The sequence below is a fragment of the Streptacidiphilus sp. MAP12-20 genome, assembly GCF_041262525.1.
Classification (GTDB): Bacteria; Actinomycetota; Actinomycetes; order Streptomycetales; family Streptomycetaceae; genus Streptacidiphilus.
The window spans coordinates 62560-80181 of the sequence record NZ_JBGCCK010000015.1 but is presented as its reverse complement, the minus strand read 5'-3'; the positions used below and the strand labels follow the sequence as shown (position 1 = coordinate 80181).

Here is a 17622-nt window from a genome sequence, read left to right as displayed (position 1 = left end):
GACACCAGCCCGCAGGCGTAAGCCCGCAGGTCGATGCCCCGTCACGCGCACGCCGTTAGGCTCACCGTATGAACGCCACGCCCCGCCCGCCGCTGCTCGGCCGCGTCCTGTCCCGGGTGTGGACGGCCGTGTGGTGGTCCTCGCTGACCCTTCTGGTCATCTTGCTGAGCGTGCAGATGATCCCGCCGCCGATGGGCTTCCAGGACGGCGTCGAGCGGTCCGGCCCGATGAGCGTCGTCGTGGTCATCGCGCTCGCCTCCGCGCTGCTGTCGCGCTGGCCGCTCGTCGCCCTGGCCCTGCTGCTCGGCAACGCCCTGCACATCGCCTTCGAGCTGCCCTACCACACCCAACTGACGCTCTCCGAGACGGTCCCGGCCCTGCTCGCGCTCTGCTACATCGCCGCGACGCGCGAACGAGAGGTCGCCACGCCCGCCACGGTCATGTGCTTCGCGACGCTGTTCGGCTACGGCTTCGGACGGATCATCGCGGGACAGGACCCCTCCCGGGGACAGGGGCAGCTCCCGGTCGCGCTGGTCTTCCTGCTGGCCTGGATGATCGGCAACTCGATCCGCACGCGCCGCCGGTTCACCGCGGCAGCTCGCGCGCAGGCCACGGAACAGGCCATCACCGAGGAGCGGCTGCGGATCGCGCGCGAGCTGCACGACATGGTCGCGCACAGCATCGGCATCATCGCGATCCAGGCCGGGGTGGGCAGCCGCGTCATCGACTCCCAGCCCGCCGAGGCGCGGGCCGCGCTCCAGGCGATCGAGGCGACCAGCCGCGAGACCCTCTCCGGTCTGCGCCGCACCCTCGTCGCGCTGCGCCAGGCGGATCCGGAACCGGGCTCGCAACTCGCCCCGCTGGCACCGGCGCCCGGACTGGACGACCTGGAACGGCTGGCCGAGGCGACGAGCCAGGCGGGCATCCGCGTCCATCTCGCCTGGCACGGCGAACGGCGGCCGCTGCCCGGGGACATCGACCTGTCGGCCTACCGCATCGTGCAGGAGGCCGTCACCAACGTGGTTCGCCACGCGGGGACCCGACACTGCCGGGTCTCCATCGACTACGGAGCGGAGGAGCTCTCCTTGGAGGTCGTCGACGACGGACGCGGGGTCGCGCCGGTGCACGGGATGCCCGGCGTGCACCCGGCGCAGGCGGGCGCGGGGTTCGGCATCACCGGCATGCGCGAGCGGGTCAGCCTGCTGCACGGCGAGTTCAGCGCGGGCGCGCGGCCGGAGGGCGGCTTCCGCGTCTCGGCCCGGCTCCCGCTGCCGCCGACGTCGGCCGTCACCGCCGCCGCGCTTACGAAGGCCGCGGTCGCGGAGGCCGCCGTCATGGAGGCCGCGGTCGTGGAGCCCGCCGTCGTGGGGGCCGCGGTCGTGGAGGCCGCGGTTTCCGCCCCCGCGGGCGAGGCGGTGTCGCGATGACGTCCTCGACTTCCTCCGGAGGCGACTCCGGCGCGGCTCCCGCCCGCATCCGGGTCGTCCTCGCCGACGACCAGCCGCTGGTCCGCTCCGGCCTGCGCGTGCTCATCAACGACCACCCCGACCTGCACGTCGTCGGCGAGGCCGGTTCAGGGGACGAGGCGATCCGCCTGGTCGGCGAGCTGAAGCCGGACGTGGTCGTGATGGACATCCGGATGCCGGGCATGGACGGCATCGAAGCCGCCCGACAGATCACCGCCGGCCCCGAGACGGCCCGCATCGTCATGCTGACCACCTTCGACGACGACCAGTACGTCTACGGCGCGCTGCGCGCCGGCGCGAGCGGATTCCTGGTCAAGGACATGGCCCTGGAGGAGATCCTCTCCGCCATCCGCGTCGTCGCGGCGGGCGAGGCGCTGATCGCCCCGAGCGTGACCCGCCGCCTCATCGCTGAGTTCGCCAACCGACCGGACCTCCCCGCCGCGACCCCGCGCCGCAAGCTGACCGGCGTCACCGACCGCGAGCTCGAGGTGCTGACGCTGGTCGGCCGGGGGCTGAGCAACAGCGAGATCGCGGAGGAGCTGTTCATCTCGGTGGCCACGGCCAAGTCCCATGTCGCCCGCATCCTGTCCAAGGTGGACGCGCGTGACCGGGTGCAGCTCGTGATCCTCGCCTACGAAGCCGGGTTGGTCTCCTCCACCCCGCACTGATCCGCCGGGTTATTGATGCTGCGTCAGAACGCTGGCGGCGGCTGCGGAGTGATCTCGCGCAGCCCCTTCCAGACCGGCTGGCGCAGTATCCCGCCCGCGGTGAACTCCTGGTACTCGACCTCGGCGGCCAGCGCCGGCGTCGCCCAGTGGACGGTGGAGTCCGGGCGGCCGAGGTCGGCGGGGATATGCAGGAAGGGCGAGCGGTCGGTCTCCAGGTGGCGCAGCAGCTCGGCCAGGTCGTTGCTCTCGTTGACCCCGATGCCTGAGCCGACCGCGCCCAGGTAGCGCAGGCCCAGCGACTCCGGGACCCCGGCGAGCACGCTGCGCAGCCCGCCGCGCTCGTCGGCGAGCCAGCCGCCGATCCTGACGTCCAGGCTCTGCCGATGCTTGTGCTTGATCCACGCGCGCGAGCGCTGCCCGGGCTCGTAGTGGGAGTCGAGGCGTTTGGCCACGATGCCCTCGATGCCGTAGGCCTCCGTCCACTCGACGGCCGCGTGGAGGTCCCCGATCCAGGACGGCGGCGTGCTGACGGGCCCCCTGTCGCGGTCCAGGTCCAGCTCCTGAAGCATCGTGCGGCGAGCCGTGTAGGGGAGCCGGGTGAGGTCACGGCCGTCGCGGTGGAGCAGGTCGAAGACCATCAGCGTCACCGGCGTCGAGTGCGTGGCGACGTGGATCTGCGCCGGGCGGCGCAGGCTCATCCGCTCCTGGAGCGCGCCGAAGCTCGGCGTGCCGTCCCCGCCGAGCGCGACCACCTCGCCGTCGAGCACCACGGCGTGCCCGCCGAGCAGTTCGGCGAGGGCGGTCAGCTCCGGGTAGCGCTCGGTCGCGTCCCCGCCGGTCCGTGAGCGGACCTGGACGGTGCCGTCGCCCGGCACGTAGACGAGCACGCGCATGCCGTCCCACTTCACCTCCGCCGCCCAGTGCGACTCGTCGCGCGGCAGCGGCGCGGTGGTCGCCAGCATGGGCGAGTAGGTGGGGAGTGCGGTCGGCGTGCGGGCGCGGGACATGGTCGGGCCCTCAGGAGGCGCGCCGGGGCGCGGTCTTCTTGGCGGGCGCGGCGGTCTTCTTGGCCGCCGTCTTGGTGGGCACCGCCTTGGCTGCGGTCTTCTTGGCCGTGGCCGCCTTGCGCGGCTTCGCAGCGGGCGCGGCCTCCTCCTCGTGCCCGTCCGGGTGCCCGGCCTCGCCGCGCTGCGCCTTCGCCGCCGCGACGCTGGACTTCAGCGCCGCCATCAGGTCGATCACCTCCGCGCCGCCCTCGGCGACCGGCACCGGGACGGGCGTCGCGCCCTCCGCCTTGGCCTGGATCAACCCGTCCAGCGCGACCGCGTAGGAGTCCTTCTCCTCGTCGAGATCGAAGCCCTCGGTCAGGGTCTCCATCAGCGACCGCGCCATCGCCAGCTCCTGCGGCCGCAGCTCCGGGTCCTCCTCCGGCGCGAGCCCCTCCGAGGACCGGATCTCGTCCGGCCAGCGCATGGTCTGCAGCACCAGCAGGTCGCCCTGGACGCGCAGCACGGCGAGCGATTCGCGCGACCGCATGGTGATCTTGGTGACGGCGATCTGCCCGGACTCGCGCAGCGCCTCGCGCAGCAGCGCGTAGGGCTTGGCCGGGGCCTTGTCGCCGAGACCGACGTAGTAGGGACTGTCCCAGCGCAGCGGGTCGATCCGGTCGGCGGGGAGGAAGGCGACCACGTCGATGATCTTCTTGCTGGGCACCGGCAGCGTGGCCAGATCCTCGTCGGTGAGGATCACGACCCGACCGTCCCCGGACTCCCAGCCCTTGGCGATCTCGCCGTACTCGACCTCCCGGTTCTCGGCCTCGCAGAAACGCTTCAGCCGAACGCGTGAACCGTCCTCCTGGTGGACCTGGTGGAGGACGGGGCCGGAATGGGTGTCGGTGGCCGGGTACAGCTTGACCGGCACAGCGACCAGACCGAACGTAATGCTGCCCGTCCAGACACTGCGAGGAGGCATGACCTGAACCTTTCGCGGGGTATTCACACGTTATGCCCGGAAAAGTACCCGTGCAGGTCGACGGGCGCGCGATCACCCTGTCCCATCTGGACAAGGTGCTCTGGCCCGCCTGGACCAAGGCCGAGATGATCGACTACTACGCCCGCGTCGCCGACGCGATGGTCCCGCACCTGCGCGACCGCCCGGCCTCCTTCCTGCGCGGCCCCGAGGGCATGACCGGCCCGCTCTTCGTCGCCAAGAACCCGCCTCCGCGTACGCCGGGGTGGATGCGGATCGAGGAGATCGCAGCGAAGGAGGGCCCACGCCCGCACGTCGTCCTCGACGACACCCCGAGCCTGATCGCGGCGGCGAATCTGTACTGCCTGGAGATCCACGTACCGCAGTGGACGATCACGGGCGGCCGGGAGGGCCACGACCGGCTCGTCATCGACCTCGACCCGGGCGAGGGCACCGGCATCGTGGAGTGCTGCGCGGTGGCCCAGCTGGTCCGTGAGGCGCTGGCCTCCGACGGCCTTCCCTGCTGGCCGGTCACCTCCGGCAACAAGGGCCTCCACCTCTACGCTCCACTGCGGCCCACCTCGGAGGCGTCAGTGGTCGCGTACGCGAAGGAGCTGGCGGAGCGGCTGGCGGCGGCCCACCCGGGGTTTCTCGTCGCCCGGATGACGAAGTCGCTGCGGCAGGGCCGGGTCTTCCTGGACTGGTCGCAGAACTCCACGTCCAAGACCACCTCCGCCCCCTACACCCTGCGCGCGACCCGCACCGACGTCCCCGGCGTCTCCACCCCGCTGACCTGGGCCGAGGTCGAATCCTGCACCTCCCCCGCAGACCTCGCGTTCACCCCGCCCGAGGTCGCCGACCGCGTCGCCGCCTACGGCGACCACGCGGCGGGCCTCTGCGCCCCGGCCGAGGCGCGCGAGCTGCCGCCGTCGTGATCAGCGGCGCGGCTCGCCTCTGGCGCGCGGCCCTGCCGTGGACCAGGCTGTCCGTCATGGATCTCACTCGGCAGTTCGCGCTGCCCCAGGGACTCGGCGGCCGGGTGATCGGCGCGCTCATGGCCGTGATGAACGCCGCCCAGGTCAAGGAGACGGTCCGCGCCGTCGCGCCGAAGGCGGATGAGCACGTCCTCGAGATCGGCTTCGGCCCGGGCATCGGCCTGGTCGCCCTCGCGACCTCCGCGCCGGGCCTCCAGGTCGCCGGGGTGGACCCCTCCGCCACGATGGTGGCGGCCGCCGGCCGCCGCACGCGGCGCTTCGCCGACCGCGTCCAGCTCCACGAGGGCACGGCCGCGGCACTCCCGTTCCCGGACGCGACCTTCGACGCGGTCTGCGCGACGAACAGCGTTCAGCTCTGGCGGCCGCGCGCGGAGTCGCTGGCGGAGGTCCTGCGCGTCCTCAAGCCCGGCGGCCGCCTGGTTCTCAGCATCCTCGAACGCGCCGTCCTCCCGGACGGCGGCAGCGCGGGCCCCCACTTCGACGAGGACCTCCGCCCCGACCTCGAAGCGGCGGGCTACGCCGACCTCCAGCTCCACTGGCGCCCCTCAAAGCTCGGCCGCGCCCTGTCCGTGACGGCAACCCGCCCGCTCTGAGGCGTCACAGATGATCAAGCACTTCCGGCAGCCGCTCGATCAGCCCCGTCGCCCCCGCGACAAGCAGCCGCTGCGCGGGCATCAGCGCGGTGTAACCGAGCACGTCCATGCCCGCCGCGCGGGCGGCGAGGACGCCGTTGGGGCTGTCCTCGACGACGAGACAGTCGCGCGGATCGACCCCCCGCGACGCCGCCGCATGCAGGAACAGATCGGGCGCGGGCTTGCCCACCCCATCCACGTCCTGCGCACTGAACACGATCTCCTCGGGCAGGTACTGCCGCAGCCCGGTACGGTCGAGGGTGAGTCCGATCCACGCGTGATCGGAGGAGGACGCGAGACAGTACGGAGTCTCCCGCCGCCCCAACTCCCGCAGCACGGCCGCCGCTTCGGGCGTCGCCGCCAACTCCTGCTGGAACGCGGCGAAGACCCGCTCGTGGCAGCGCGCGGTGAAGTCCTCCGGCAGCGTGCCCTGGTAGCGATCCGCGATCACCTGATGGACATTGCGCCCGGCGTTGCCGAGGAAGTAGTGGAACGACTCCTCCAACGTCGTGGGATACCCCAGCTCAGTCAGATACCCGGACAACACCCCGTGGGCAATCGGCTCGCTGTCGACGAGCACCCCGTCATTGTCGAAGATCACCATTTTGTACGCCATCCGGGCAGGCTACCGGTGACCGCGCGGACCGTCGGTACTGTGCCGGGGTGACGGATCCAGCTCCCCGACCCCTGCTCTTCCTCGACGTCGACGGCCCCCTGATCCCTTTCGGTGCGACGAGGGATCAACTCCCGCACGGATACCCGACGTATCCGACGCCGAGCTCGCGCGAGGCGAGCCTCGAACATCCGCTGCTGGACCGAATGAATCCCGGGTACGGTCCCCGCCTGGCGGCCCTGCCGTGCGATCTGGTCTGGGCCACGACGTGGGCCGAGGATGCCAACGAGTGCATCTCGCCCCGGCTCGGCCTGCCGCGCCTGCCGGTGGTCGACTGGCCCGACTCCCCCGACTCCCCCGGCAGCGACGACATCGAGGACGCGCTGCACTGGAAGACTCGCGCCCTCGTCGCCTGGGCCGCCGGCCGCCCCTTCGCCTGGCTCGACGACGAGATCACCGACGCCGACCGCGCCTGGGTCTCCGCCCACCATCCCGGACGCGCCCTGCTCCTCCGCGTCGGCCCCACCGTGGGCCTCACCGACGCGGACTTCATCGCGCTCGACCGGTGGCTCCGGGACCGGCCGTGACCCGTGCCGAGCCCCGGCCCCTTCTTCGCCCGAATACCTGCACAATTCGCTCGCGCTTCCGCCAGGATGCCCCCGTGAACCTGAGCTCGCCCGCCGCCAAGACCTCAGCCGAGCTCAGATCCTGGCCTTGGCCGCGTCCGGCGCGGAGGTTGCCGCACAGCTGGCGCGCGAGGGCGCCGAGGGCGTAGCGATCGAATTGGCGGACGGACGACTCACCGCCACGCTCACCGCCGGCGTCAACTGACGTGGGGTCCGGGCCCAAGTTGTGTGGCGCGGGCACTCTCCGTCATTGACGAACTTCCATCCTGGGTTGCAGCCTTATCCCATCCGACTGGTGAACTGGTTCATGTCGAAATAGTCGCGCCAGGCCTTGATCTTGCCGTCAGTGACCTCGAAGGTCCCCATGACCGGCAGCTCGAACGATTTGTCACTGAGCCTGAAGACGTCCACCCGCTCGGTCATCACGACCGGTCCGTTGGCTGCGATGTTGATGACGCGGAACTCGATGTGCTCAATGCCCGGCGGGCCAGGGCGGATGAACGAGGTGATGGTGTCGGCGATGGCCTCCCGGCCGGTGATCGGCGCCAGCGGGATGTTGTGGTAGATGGCGTCGCCGGTGAAAAATGCTGCCAGCTCGGCGGCCCCCATGTTGTCCGACCACGCCGCGCAAAACCTGCCCACTACCTCGATCGGACTCTCCATCGGGCTCCTCCCGCGGTTGATTGATCTGAACAGTGCACTGCGATAGGCCGCTAAGCGGTGAGGATGAGCTTTTCGTGCACTGTGCCCGCCTCGAGGAGGGCGTGTGCCTGCGCGGCGTCCCGCATCGGCAGCAGCCGCTGGGCACGCAGGCGGAGTTGCCCGGAAGCGAGTAGTGGCATCGTCTGCTCGACCGCGTCAGGGGCGCGGTCCGGGGTGGGGGCGGAGAGGGCGACGCCGAAGTCGGCCGCGTGCTCGTCCGCGAGGGTGATCACGCGCGCGGGGTCGCCCGCGAGTTCGACAGCGTCGCGCAGGCCGCCCTTGCCTCCGGCGTCGAAGACAGCGTCCACCTTGCCGACGTGCGCGCGCATCTGCGCAAGGAGCGCCGATCCGTAGCGGACCGGGATCGCCCCGAGATCCTTGGCGAACTGCTCGTCGCCCGGTCCGGTGGCGCTGAAGACGGTGAGGCCCTGGGATACGGCCAGCTGGGTGGCGATCACGCCGACCGAGCCTCCGCCGCCGAGGACGAGCAGGGTCTCGCCGGGGATGACGCGGAGTTGGCGCAGGACGCCGACGGCGGCTTCGGCCGAGGCGGGCAGCGCTGCGGCGTCGGCCCAGCTGACGGTGGCCGGTTTGACGGTCCAGGCCGAGGCGAGGGCGTATTCGCCGTACCCGCCGAGCGTGGGCAGTTGGGCGGCGACCTCGTCGCCCGGCGACACGCCGGTCACGCCCGGTCCGAGGGCGTCGATCGTGCCGGCGGCCTCGAAGCCGAGAACGGCGGGGTCGGGCAGCGGGAAGACCCTCCGGAGGTCGCCGCGCCGGATCTTCAGGTCGGTCGGGCTGACTCCCGCGGCGTGTACGCGCATCCTGATCTGACCAGGTCCGGGTGCGGGCAGGGCGACTTCCGACCACACGAGCGTCTCGGGCGATCCGTATCCGGTGAGCACTGCTGCGTACGGCATGGGTGCCTCCTGCTCCTGGCGATCCGCGCGAGATGATGGGGGAGCGGCACGCCTCGACGGTGGTGCTAGACAGAAAGCTTAGGTGATATGTCACGCAATGCCAACGGCGGCGCGCCGGTGCCCGAGGGCGGGTGGCTCGACGGCGAACAGCAACGGGCCTGGCTGGCGTACATCCGGGTTCAGCTGCGGCTGACCTACGAGATGAATCGCCAGCTGCAGTCCGACAGCGATCTGTCCCTGCCCGATTACGATGTCCTGACGGCCCTGAGCGTCGCCGACGGGGGCCTGATGCCGATCACGGTGCTGGCCGCGCAGATCGGCTGGGAGCGCAGCCGGGTCTCGCACCACGTGCGGCGGATGGCCAAGCGGGATCTGGTGAGCTGCAGCCTGTCTGCGAACGACCGGCGCGTGACCGAGGTGACGCTGACCCAACGCGGCCGGAAGGTGCTCGAAGCCGCGGCTCTGGGACACGTGGAACTCGTGCGTCGCCTGTTCTTCGACGGCTTGCCGCGCGAGCTTGTCGGGCCGCTCAGCCAGGCGCTGGAGAGCGTCTACGCAAACATAATTGCGCAGGGCACGCTGCCGCCGCCGGTGGACTGGCGCCCGCCCGGGGCGACTGATCGGCGGCGGGCGCCGGGCTTGACTTAGAGACCACCCGACAGGTCACGCGACGCGACGTGCCCAACGAGGCAGGACGGGGATCCCCGACCCCCGCGAAGCCCACATCATCCGACTTCACCCGCACCGCTGTCGGACCCGGAATCCAGATATCGGCGCAGAGCTTCCCGTCCTCCCGGAACGAAGCACCATTGATCAACGACTTCACGCAGTTCAGCCACCGTCAGCCAGTCCAGCCAGTCGATCTCACCCGGGTCCGGGACCAGGGACTCCGACGACATGAGGGCCTCATGCACCCCGAACCAAATGGGGCCAATCCCTTCCCTGCAGAGGAACTTGAACAGGAAGCGCACCGGCACGCGAACGCCGAGCTCTTCTGCCAGCTCGCGGACCGCCGCCTCCTCATACGACTCGCCCACGTCCACGGCACCGCCGACCAGCACGTCGTAGTGGCCCGGGAACCGGGACAGCGTCTCGGCCCGTCGCAGCACCAGGATCCGCCCCTCGCGGTCACGGCAGATCGTCACTGCAATGCGATGCGGCCAGTTCTCGCGCACCGCCTCGTCTCGCTCGACTATCCCCAACACGCGGTCATGCTCGTCGACATGCTCAACCAGTTCGCTCACGCAGGCACGATCTCAGCCCCCACTGACAACCGACCCGCGGCCGTGTTCCGCGATCGTGGACCGGTCACCTTCAACGCCCACACCATCCGAGACCGGCGATCAGTCGAAGTAGCCATGCTCGCCCGGACGGGGCACCAGTCGCCGACCAGCGACCCGGCCATCCGATACGGGGGCGGACAGCCGGGGCCCACCGTCATGCAGGGGAGGAACTTCCAGCCCCCGGGAGCAGGGAGTTAGCCCAGCTCCGCGAGCAACTTCCGTACTCGGGTGGCGATTTCGTCACGGATCGGACGGACCGCGGCGACGCCCTGGCCTGCCGGGTCCGCCAGCTCCCAGTCCAGGTAGCGCTTGCCGGGGAAGACCGGGCAGGCGTCGCCGCAGCCCATGGTGATCACCACGTCGGAGACCTGCACGGCCTCGGTGGTCAGCAGCTTCGGGATCTGGGTGGTGAGGTCGATGCCGACCTCGCGCATCGCCTCGACCACGGCTGGGTTCACCTGGTCCGCAGGCGCGGAGCCCGCTGAGCGGACCGCGACCCTGCCCTTCGCGAGGTGGGCGAGGAAGGCGGCGGCCATCTGGGAGCGGCCCGCGTTGTGCACGCAGACGAACAGCACGGAGGGGACCGGAGAAGACACGGATGGGCTCGTTTCCTGGCGGAAGAAGTTCAGCGAGGGGCGGAAGCGGCGACGACTTCACCGCGCGCCGCGGGCAGGTCCGGCAGCACATCGACATCCCGGTGGGGATAGAGCAGCCCCACCAGGCCCAACCCGACCGCCGCGCCGACCACCTGCGCCACCACGAACGCGGGCACGGACGCCGGGGCGATACCGGCGAAGCTGTCGCTGAACGCGCGGCCGATCGTCACCGCCGGGTTGGCGAAGCTCGTGGAGGAGGTGAACCAGTAGGCCGCCCCGATCCAGCCCGCGACCGCCACCGGCGCCAGCCGCTCACGCCCGGTCCGGGCCAGGCCGAAGATCAGCGCGACCAGCCCGGCAGTCGCCACCGCCTCCGCCAGCCACAGATGCGGAGCCGACCGCTGGTGCGTCGACCACGCGACCAGCGGCGCGGCGAACATCGCGTTCGCCAGCACCGCCCCGCCGATCGCCCCGCCGGTCTGCGCACCCGCATACGCGACAACCTCCCGCAACCCCGGACCGGCGCCGTCGCGTCGGCCGGACCACCAGGCGGCCAGCGTGACCGCCGGGTTGAAGTGCGCGCCGGAGACCGGGCCGAGCAGGGCGATCAGGACCGCCAGCCCGGCCACCGTGGCCAGGCAGTTCGCCAGCAGTTGCAACGCCACGTCGTGCGTGAGCGCGACGGCCTGGATCCCGGAGCCCACCACGATCGCGACCAGCGCACCGGTCCCGACGAACTCCGCCGCCGCGCGTCGGAGCAACGACACAGAAGCGCTCATCTCGTGCCCTCCGGCTGCAGCAGAGCCGAGAGCTGCGCCAGCGCGCCGGGCAGGACCCAGTAGTAGACCCAAGTGCCCCGCCGCTCGGACGCGACCAGCCCAGCCTCGCGCAGCACCTTGAGGTGATGCGAGATCGTCGGCTGTGACACGTCGAATGGACCGGTCAGGTCGCAGACGCAGGCCTCGCCGCCCTCAAACGAGGCGATCAGCGACAGCAGCCGCAGCCGCACCGGGTCCGCCAGCGCCTTGAACATCCGCGCGAGGTCCACCGCCGCGCTCTCGTCCAGCGGCTCGCGCACCATCGGCGAGCAGCACGCACTCGCGACGGCGTCAGCCTGACCAAGGACCGGCAGCTCCAAATTCGACATACGTCAATATTGACAGCCATCTAATCCGCGAGCAAGCTCGCCCATATAGACACTCATCAAAGCAGATCTGCCGGAGGCCGCCATGTCCCGTGTCCAGCTCGCACTCAACGTCGCCGACCTCGACGCCTCGGTCGCGTTCTACGCCAAGCTCTTCGGCGCCGAGCCCGCCAAGCGCCGCCCCGGCTACGCCAACTTCGCCATCGCCGAGCCCCCGCTCAAGCTGGTCCTGATCCAGGGCGAGCCCGGCCAGTCCACCCGCCTCGACCACCTCGGCGTCGAGGTCGCCTCCACCGTCGAGGTCTCTGCCGCAGCCACCCGCCTCAGCGACGCCGGTCTGGCGACCTTCGAGGAGAACGACACCTCCTGCTGCTACGCCCTCCAGGACAAGGTCTGGGTCACCGGCCCCGGCGCGGAGCCCTGGGAGGTCTACGTCGTGAAGGCCGACGCCGACCAGCTGGCCAAGGACCCCGCCACCGGCTGCGCATGCGGAAGTTGACACCACAAGATCGCCACGCTCACCGCCGGACTCGACGGCCTCGAGTACGTGCACGCGGTCCTGGCGGTGCCGGGTCCCGTGCCGCAACAGAAGTCAGCACCGCAGAAGGGAGTAGAGCCGTGATCGCCACCGCCATCGCCGGGCCGACCGTCCTCGTCGGCCCCGGCAGGCAGCGGATCCGGATCCGCTGCCTGGCCCGCCGGGGCATGCTGCACAACAAGACCATGGCGCCGCCTCCTCAGATCGGGTAGCCCCGATCCTGCTGCGCCTCACGTTCCACCCGCATGGGCCACCGGTCCCATCCGGCCCGGCCCGGACCGGCCCACGTGCTCACCCGGGGAACCTCAGCCCCAACAGCGCCAGAAGCTGTTCGTTGAACCCCGTCGTACCGCTGAGCGCCGTGTGCTGCGGTCCGCCGCGCACGCTCAGGTCCACTCGCAGGCAGCCGGACACTGCCGAGACGACGACGGCCGCCGGGGACGAGCCGGTCGTGTAGAACTCCAGCCGCAGCCGGGTTCCACGGTCCATGGGGCAGGAGATCTTGCCCTCACCGGCCATGGGCAGGGCGTTCACCAGCGCCGCGGCCCGACGCAGCAACGCCGGGTCGGTCACCGACGCCAACTGCACCAGGGTGGGCGCGCCGCCCGTCGCGCTCCGTCCGGGGTTGGCCAGCACGACCAGCCGGCTCACCCCGGCCGGCACCCGCGCCGCCGCCGGCCGCTGAGGCAGCCAGACCACCTCGGCGTCGACGCGCAGCAGCGTCCCGCCGTGGAAGGCCTCGGCCCCGGCAGTCACGGTGCGCGTAGACAGCGTGGCGGTCGGCGGGCGGGAGAAGCCCTCGAACACCGCATGCTCGCCTGGGCCGACCGAGGCCCCGCTGCCGTCGGCCCTGCTCCCGCTCGGCGCGTGCGCCGTGATCCACGCGACGGCCTGCTCCGGCGTGCCCGGCCAGGTCCACCACGTCGTTCTGATCACCAGGTCGGGCGAACTCGGCCGGCTGAGCGGCTGCCTCAACAACGAGGGCACCACCGTCGGCGCGCCCGGCAGCTCCTTCGCCCCGGGCGGAGCCCGGAACGCGGCCAGCAGCGCGGCGGCGTCCGCGTCGGCCGCCGCCTGCGGGGAGAGGGCCGGCTGGACGCTCACGCCGAGCGAGGCCCCCGAACCCGAGGCACAACCGGCCAACACCGCCATGCACACCAACGCGGCAGCCACTCCTGCGAGCGGAGAACGACGGTGTAGCGACCTACGATTGCTTCGCGTCATACACCTCTGACGGATCGTCACCCCGTCCGGTTCCGTTCCCGGTTCCGTCCCCGGTTCCCGGACGTCAAGGTCGCTCGCGCAACACCGCCACGCCCTCGCCCGCGACGTCCTCCAGATGTGCCTTGCGTCCGGTCATCACCATGATCAGGCCTCGGGGTGCACGACAGCCTCACCGAGCATCGCCTCCGCCGGCCCGGGCGGCGCGGTCGTCCGGTCCGCGACCGCCCCCGGCTGCGTGGCCGAAGGCCCTCAGCGGGCGGCCCGGCGGTAGCGGGTGAGGACGAGGGCTCCGGCCTGCTCCGCCGACACGCACTCCAGGTCCGCGTGCGGGCCGTCGGCCGGGAAGAGCCGCCGGCCGGCGCCGACGACGGTGGGGAAGGTCATCAGCCGGTACTCGTCGACCAGGTCCTCGGCCATCAGCTGACGTACGACGCCCAGGCTGCCCATGACGACGACGTCGCGCGTTTCGCGCTTGACGGCGTCGACGAGGTCGCCGTCGAGGAGCCGGGAGTTCGCCCAGGCCGAGGTGTCGGTCAGGGTGCGGGTGGCGACCAGCTTCGGGACGGCGTTCATCTGCGCGGCGAACGGGCCCTCGCGGTGCGGCCAGAGCTTCGCGAACTCCTGCCAGGTGCCCCTCCCCTGCAGCAGGATCCCCTGCACCAGCGTGCTCCCGATCCCGAACTTGTCCCCGTCGATCTCCTCCCGGCCGAACCGGAACAGCCAGCCGCCCCCCGGCGTACCGGCGGAGCCGTCGGGGTCGGACACGACCCCGTCCAGCGTGGTGAACGCGATGACGATGACGCTCATGATGAATCTCCTTCGGTGTGGTGTTCACCAGTACGTACCGGCGGCACCGACCGGACTCATCGCTCCGGGCGCAACTCTTCGCAAGGAATCAGCGAACGCAGCCCGAAGGCCTGAAGCAGTCGCAGATCAGCGAACACCACGTTGCAGGTGATCCGACCGGCGTGGACGTCGAAGACCTGCAAGCTGTGAAGTCGGAACGCGCCACCCTCGGCCTCAGGCACGTACGTGGCGAGCGCGGGCTGGCCGTTGGCGGTGAGCTGCTGTGTGGCCCAGTCCCGGCCACGCATCTCGAACACCCGCTCCATGAAGCGGCCGTAGTCCTGACGGCCCAGGTACCACAGCGGGACGGGCGGCATCTCCAGGATCGCGTCCTCGGCCAACAGCCGAACCAGCGCCGGGACATCGGCCGCCTCGAAGGCCCGGGCGTAGCGCTGGACCACCGCGCGCACCTCGGGGTCGTCCGGCTCGGTGAGTTCGGCGAGCCGCATCCGCTCACCCGCGACGGCGACCGCCACGCGGGCGCGCTGCAGCGCGCTGTTGACGGCCGCGACCGTGGTCTCCAACTGCTCCGCGACCTCCGCGGCGGTGAACCCGAGAACCTCGCGCAGCACGAGCGCGGCCCGCTGCCGCGCGGGCAGCAGCTGGACCGCAGCCACCCAGGCGAGCCTCAGGTCGGCCCGGACCTCCAGGTCGAAGCGCGCGTCGGGGAAAGGCTCGAGCCAGGGGATCTCGGGTGCCGGTACGAGCGGCACCCGCGGGTCCTCCCCCGGCGCGCCGAGCCCGGACGGCAGCGGACGCCGCGCCCGGCCCTCCAGCGCGGTCAGGCACACGTTGGTCGCGATCCGGTACAGCCAGGTCCGCACCGACGCGCGCGCCGGGTCGTACCGGTCCCGGGCCTTCCAGGCGCGCAGCAGTGACTCCTGCACGAGATCCTCGGCGTCCTGGTAGGAGCCCAGCATCCGGTAGCAGTACGCCGTCAGTTCACCCCGGTACGGCTCGAAGTCCACCGGTCCATCATGCCGGTCTTCGTCGGCTGAACACCCGCAATCCAGGGCATCACATGGATGTGAAGGCACGTGCAGGGATCGGGCGCCCGGCCGTCGCCGCCCTGGCGCTCTGCGGGGCCGCCGGTGCGGCAGCGATCGCGCTCGGCGTCGTCGGCGAATCGGCCGCAGCCGTGGGCCTGGGGGTGGCCTCGGTCGCGGCGCTACGCCTCGCGGTGCTCTTCACGCGCTTGCACGTGATACGCCGCCCCGAGGCTCACCGGGGCCACTGAGCAGGGCTTCAGTGTCGTTTGAAGGCGTCGGCCGGGCGGCGGTCGCAGGGGAAGAGGCGGATTCCCGTGCCTCCGTTCAACGCGCCCGCGCACAGGTTGGACATCTTGGAGTGGATGGTGTCGCCGACGAGGGAGAACTGCTGCGCCGGGTTACCGCTGCACCTGGCGACCTGCACGACCGTGCCGACGCTGGTCGCGCCCCAGGCGGCGTCCATGCAGAGGCCCTGGGAGCGGAGCGTGCCGTCGGGGGAGACGTCCCACGCCTGGTTCACGTTGCCGTCGCAGCGTGCCAGGACCAGTGGTGTGCCGTCGGTGCCCGCGCCGCCGCTGAGGCACTTGCCGGTGCCGGGATTCACGAGCATGCGTCCCGCGCTCACGGGCGCCGTGCTCGCCCGTGAGGGGCTCGCGGCAGGGGGGCTCGACGGCGTGGTGCTCGGCGTCGGGGAGGACGTCGCGGCACCCTGGGGCACGCCGGGGACGGTGGACGCGTTGCCGACCGGCGCGGAGGCATGCGCGGAGGGCGACGAGGAACCCTGCAGGGCGAGCACCACACCCGTGGCGCCGACCAGGCAGGCGACCACCCCGGCCGCGATGACGATCCGGCGACGGGCGGCCATGGCCGGTTCGGGCCGGCGGCCTCCGGGTGCGGCTCCGCCGACGGGGTGTCCGGCGGGGCGTCCGGGGGCTTCGGCGTCGGCGTCCTCCTCGGTCGGTGTGTCCCAGGTGGTCCCCGGATCCAACCGGCGTGCCACGGGTTCGTCCAGGATGCCGGTGTCGACGACGCCGGCCGCGTCGATGGTGAAGCGCCATCGCGGGTGCTCGACCCGGCCGACGACGACCACCGACCACCGACCCTCGGGGTCGTTGGCCAGTGTGTAGACGCGCTCGCGGTCCCGGCCCCCGGGCAGGGAGGCCAGCAGCAGCACCCCGCCGCTCTCGGCGGCCAAGGCCGCCTCCGCATCGGCCAGGGTCGGCGCCTCGGTCGATCCGGCCGGGTCCGCGGTGCCCGGCCTGAACCCCACGCGGACCACCTGCACGTCCCGTGACCAGGGGCTCGTGGTCAGCTCGTGGGTCCAGTCCTGGGCCAGGGCCCTCGCCTGCCGGGCGTCGCCCTCCAGGCCGACGATCCCACCGGCCTGGCTGAGGTTGAGCAGCACGAAGCCCTTGCTGTTGTGACCGAGCGAGACCAGGCGCGGGTAGGGCTCGGGCAGTGACTCGGCCACGCCGGCGCTCTGGAGCCGGCGAAGTGGCGCCTGCCAGGTCCGGCCGCCGAGATCGGCGGTCCAGCCGGTGGGGGGCCGCTCGTCGGGGGTCTTCAGGTGGAACCGGACCGAGTCCGGCCCGACGACGATCGCGTGGGCCACAGGGACGCCGCGGTTCTCGCGGTCGCAGGCGGTGGCCAGGACCCGGACGACTCGGTCCACGGTCCACAGACCGTGGTCGACACGCGGGGCCAGTCCCGAGGGCGGCTCGGTCCTCCGCGATCGACGTAGCCAGGCGGGCCAGTAGCCGCGGCGAGGACCGCGACCAGCGGATCGGCTCGGCATTGTCACCTTCATCTCCTCGACTGTGGGCGGCCGGTGGCTTCCGGAACACCGCAGACAGACGTCTGTCGCAGCGTCAGGCGTGCGGTGTGTTGAGAACGTTGACCGTGAGTCAGGTCCGTGTCAACGCCGGACCAGGGGGAACCTTGGGCCCTTGGGCCCAAGAGCCTGCCGGGGTGCTGGACCGTCGGCCGGTCCGTTCCTAGCCTCGACACCATCCCCGCCGTACGTGTCGCGGACATGTCGCCGAACATGTCGGCGCGCAGTCAGCCAAGGCGCCCGGGGCCAACAGAAGGGACACACGATGGCGAACCTGAACGTCACCTATCAGGAGATGTCCGACAGCGCGAGCAGGATGCGCAACAACAAGGCCGACATCGACGCCAAGCTCACCGAGTGCAAGAGCATCGTCGACAGCCTCACCGGGTCCGGCTTCGTCACCGAGCAGGCGTCCGGCAAGTTCGACGAGGTGCACACCCAGTTCGTCAACTCGGCCAACCAGGCCATGGAGACCCTGGACCAGCTCTCGCAGTGGCTGGACAAGGCCGTGGACGCGATGCGCGAGATGGACACCCAGCTCGCCGGCTCCCTCAACCACAAGTAGCCGGCCCAACGGTGGC

The 17622-nt window shown here is 71.5% G+C and carries 23 protein-coding genes; 10 read left to right on the top strand and 13 right to left on the bottom strand.

Features of this window, described 5'->3' with window-relative positions; genetic code table 11:
* Positions 1–68: 68 nt before the first annotated feature.
* Both ABIA32_RS21300 and ABIA32_RS21295 read left to right on the top strand, forming a co-directional pair.
* Entirely contained in the window at positions 69–1427 is a 1359-nt protein-coding gene (locus ABIA32_RS21300; protein WP_370097702.1) for a sensor histidine kinase, read from the top strand.
* Complete coding sequence (locus tag ABIA32_RS21295) at positions 1424–2134, top strand: response regulator (RefSeq protein WP_370097699.1); 711 nt, start codon at positions 1424–1426, stop codon at positions 2132–2134. The genes ABIA32_RS21300 and ABIA32_RS21295 overlap by 4 nt, the downstream gene beginning before the upstream one ends.
* A gap of 23 nt (positions 2135–2157) precedes the next feature.
* Here ABIA32_RS21295 and ligD (ABIA32_RS21290) read toward each other — a convergent pair whose 3' ends face one another.
* Entirely contained in the window at positions 2158–3141 is a 984-nt protein-coding gene (gene ligD / locus ABIA32_RS21290; protein WP_370097697.1) for a non-homologous end-joining DNA ligase, read from the bottom strand.
* Between the two features lie 10 nt (positions 3142–3151).
* Entirely contained in the window at positions 3152–4105 is a 954-nt protein-coding gene (locus ABIA32_RS21285) for a Ku protein (protein WP_370097695.1), read from the bottom strand.
* 32 nt (positions 4106–4137) lie between these two features.
* Between ABIA32_RS21285 and ligD (ABIA32_RS21280) the strand changes: the two genes are divergently transcribed.
* Positions 4138–5037 (top strand): non-homologous end-joining DNA ligase, encoded by a 900-nt coding sequence (gene ligD, locus ABIA32_RS21280; RefSeq protein WP_370097692.1) that lies wholly within the window; start codon positions 4138–4140, stop codon positions 5035–5037.
* A gap of 56 nt (positions 5038–5093) precedes the next feature.
* Entirely contained in the window at positions 5094–5690 is a 597-nt protein-coding gene (locus tag ABIA32_RS21275) for a class I SAM-dependent methyltransferase (RefSeq protein WP_370097690.1), read from the top strand.
* Positions 5691–5694: 4 nt separating this feature from the next.
* Here the strand turns inward: ABIA32_RS21275 and ABIA32_RS21270 are convergent, their stop codons facing one another.
* Entirely contained in the window at positions 5695–6345 is a 651-nt protein-coding gene (locus tag ABIA32_RS21270) for an HAD family hydrolase (protein WP_370097687.1), read from the bottom strand.
* Between the two features lie 47 nt (positions 6346–6392).
* On the opposite strand from ABIA32_RS21270, the gene ABIA32_RS21265 reads away from it, so the two are divergent.
* The gene (locus ABIA32_RS21265) at positions 6393–6929 is read left to right on the top strand and encodes an HAD domain-containing protein (protein ID WP_370097684.1); all 537 of its coding nucleotides are present in this window, start codon (positions 6393–6395) and stop codon (positions 6927–6929) included.
* Positions 6930–7247: 318 nt separating this feature from the next.
* Here the strand turns inward: ABIA32_RS21265 and ABIA32_RS21260 are convergent, their stop codons facing one another.
* Complete coding sequence (locus tag ABIA32_RS21260; protein WP_370097681.1) at positions 7248–7631, bottom strand: limonene-1,2-epoxide hydrolase family protein; 384 nt, start codon at positions 7629–7631, stop codon at positions 7248–7250.
* A gap of 50 nt (positions 7632–7681) precedes the next feature.
* Positions 7682–8590, bottom strand: coding sequence for an alcohol dehydrogenase catalytic domain-containing protein (locus ABIA32_RS21255; RefSeq protein ID WP_370097678.1), 909 nt, complete (start codon positions 8588–8590; stop codon positions 7682–7684).
* Positions 8591–8677: 87 nt separating this feature from the next.
* Here ABIA32_RS21255 and ABIA32_RS21250 point away from each other — a divergent pair, with 87 nt between their 5' ends.
* A complete protein-coding gene (locus ABIA32_RS21250) occupies positions 8678–9238 on the top strand; it encodes a MarR family winged helix-turn-helix transcriptional regulator (protein WP_370097675.1) in 561 nt (186 codons plus the stop codon).
* Between the two features lie 77 nt (positions 9239–9315).
* On the opposite strand, the gene ABIA32_RS21245 is transcribed toward ABIA32_RS21250, so the two are convergent.
* From ABIA32_RS21245 to ABIA32_RS21230, 4 genes are all read right to left on the bottom strand, one after another.
* Positions 9316–9834, bottom strand: a complete 519-nt coding sequence (locus ABIA32_RS21245) for an NUDIX hydrolase (RefSeq protein WP_370097672.1) — start codon at positions 9832–9834, stop codon at positions 9316–9318.
* A gap of 233 nt (positions 9835–10067) precedes the next feature.
* On the bottom strand, positions 10068–10469 hold the full coding sequence (locus ABIA32_RS21240; RefSeq protein ID WP_370097669.1) for an arsenate reductase ArsC: 402 nt from the start codon (positions 10467–10469) through the stop codon (positions 10068–10070).
* A gap of 29 nt (positions 10470–10498) precedes the next feature.
* Positions 10499–11248, bottom strand: a complete 750-nt coding sequence (locus ABIA32_RS21235) for an aquaporin (protein WP_370097666.1) — start codon at positions 11246–11248, stop codon at positions 10499–10501.
* Complete coding sequence (locus tag ABIA32_RS21230; RefSeq protein ID WP_370097664.1) at positions 11245–11616, bottom strand: metalloregulator ArsR/SmtB family transcription factor; 372 nt, start codon at positions 11614–11616, stop codon at positions 11245–11247. Before ABIA32_RS21230 ends, ABIA32_RS21235 begins: the two co-directional genes overlap by 4 nt.
* 82 nt (positions 11617–11698) lie before the next feature.
* On the opposite strand from ABIA32_RS21230, the gene ABIA32_RS21225 reads away from it, so the two are divergent.
* A complete protein-coding gene (locus ABIA32_RS21225) occupies positions 11699–12112 on the top strand; it encodes an ArsI/CadI family heavy metal resistance metalloenzyme (RefSeq protein ID WP_370097661.1) in 414 nt (137 codons plus the stop codon).
* 119 nt (positions 12113–12231) lie between these two features.
* Positions 12232–12363, top strand: a complete 132-nt coding sequence (locus ABIA32_RS21220) for a hypothetical protein (protein ID WP_370097660.1) — start codon at positions 12232–12234, stop codon at positions 12361–12363.
* Positions 12364–12442: 79 nt separating this feature from the next.
* Here the strand turns inward: ABIA32_RS21220 and ABIA32_RS21215 are convergent, their stop codons facing one another.
* The 3 genes from ABIA32_RS21215 to ABIA32_RS21205 form a co-directional block, all read right to left on the bottom strand.
* A complete protein-coding gene (locus tag ABIA32_RS21215) occupies positions 12443–13255 on the bottom strand; it encodes a hypothetical protein (protein ID WP_370097657.1) in 813 nt (270 codons plus the stop codon).
* A gap of 369 nt (positions 13256–13624) precedes the next feature.
* The gene (locus ABIA32_RS21210) at positions 13625–14182 is read right to left on the bottom strand and encodes a dihydrofolate reductase family protein (RefSeq protein ID WP_370097654.1); all 558 of its coding nucleotides are present in this window, start codon (positions 14180–14182) and stop codon (positions 13625–13627) included.
* Between the two features lie 56 nt (positions 14183–14238).
* Positions 14239–15234, bottom strand: a complete 996-nt coding sequence (locus tag ABIA32_RS21205; protein ID WP_370097944.1) for a sigma-70 family RNA polymerase sigma factor — start codon at positions 15232–15234, stop codon at positions 14239–14241.
* Between the two features lie 14 nt (positions 15235–15248).
* On the opposite strand from ABIA32_RS21205, the gene ABIA32_RS21200 reads away from it, so the two are divergent.
* Positions 15249–15458: a hypothetical protein gene (locus tag ABIA32_RS21200; RefSeq protein ID WP_370097651.1), complete on the top strand. Its 210-nt coding sequence runs from the start codon at positions 15249–15251 to the stop codon at positions 15456–15458.
* 8 nt (positions 15459–15466) lie between these two features.
* On the opposite strand, the gene ABIA32_RS21195 is transcribed toward ABIA32_RS21200, so the two are convergent.
* Positions 15467–16882, bottom strand: a complete 1416-nt coding sequence (locus ABIA32_RS21195) for an RICIN domain-containing protein (RefSeq protein WP_370097648.1) — start codon at positions 16880–16882, stop codon at positions 15467–15469.
* A 424-nt stretch (positions 16883–17306) separates the two neighbouring features.
* On the opposite strand from ABIA32_RS21195, the gene ABIA32_RS21190 reads away from it, so the two are divergent.
* Complete coding sequence (locus ABIA32_RS21190; protein WP_370097645.1) at positions 17307–17606, top strand: WXG100 family type VII secretion target; 300 nt, start codon at positions 17307–17309, stop codon at positions 17604–17606.
* The last annotated feature ends 16 nt before the right edge of the window (positions 17607–17622 follow it).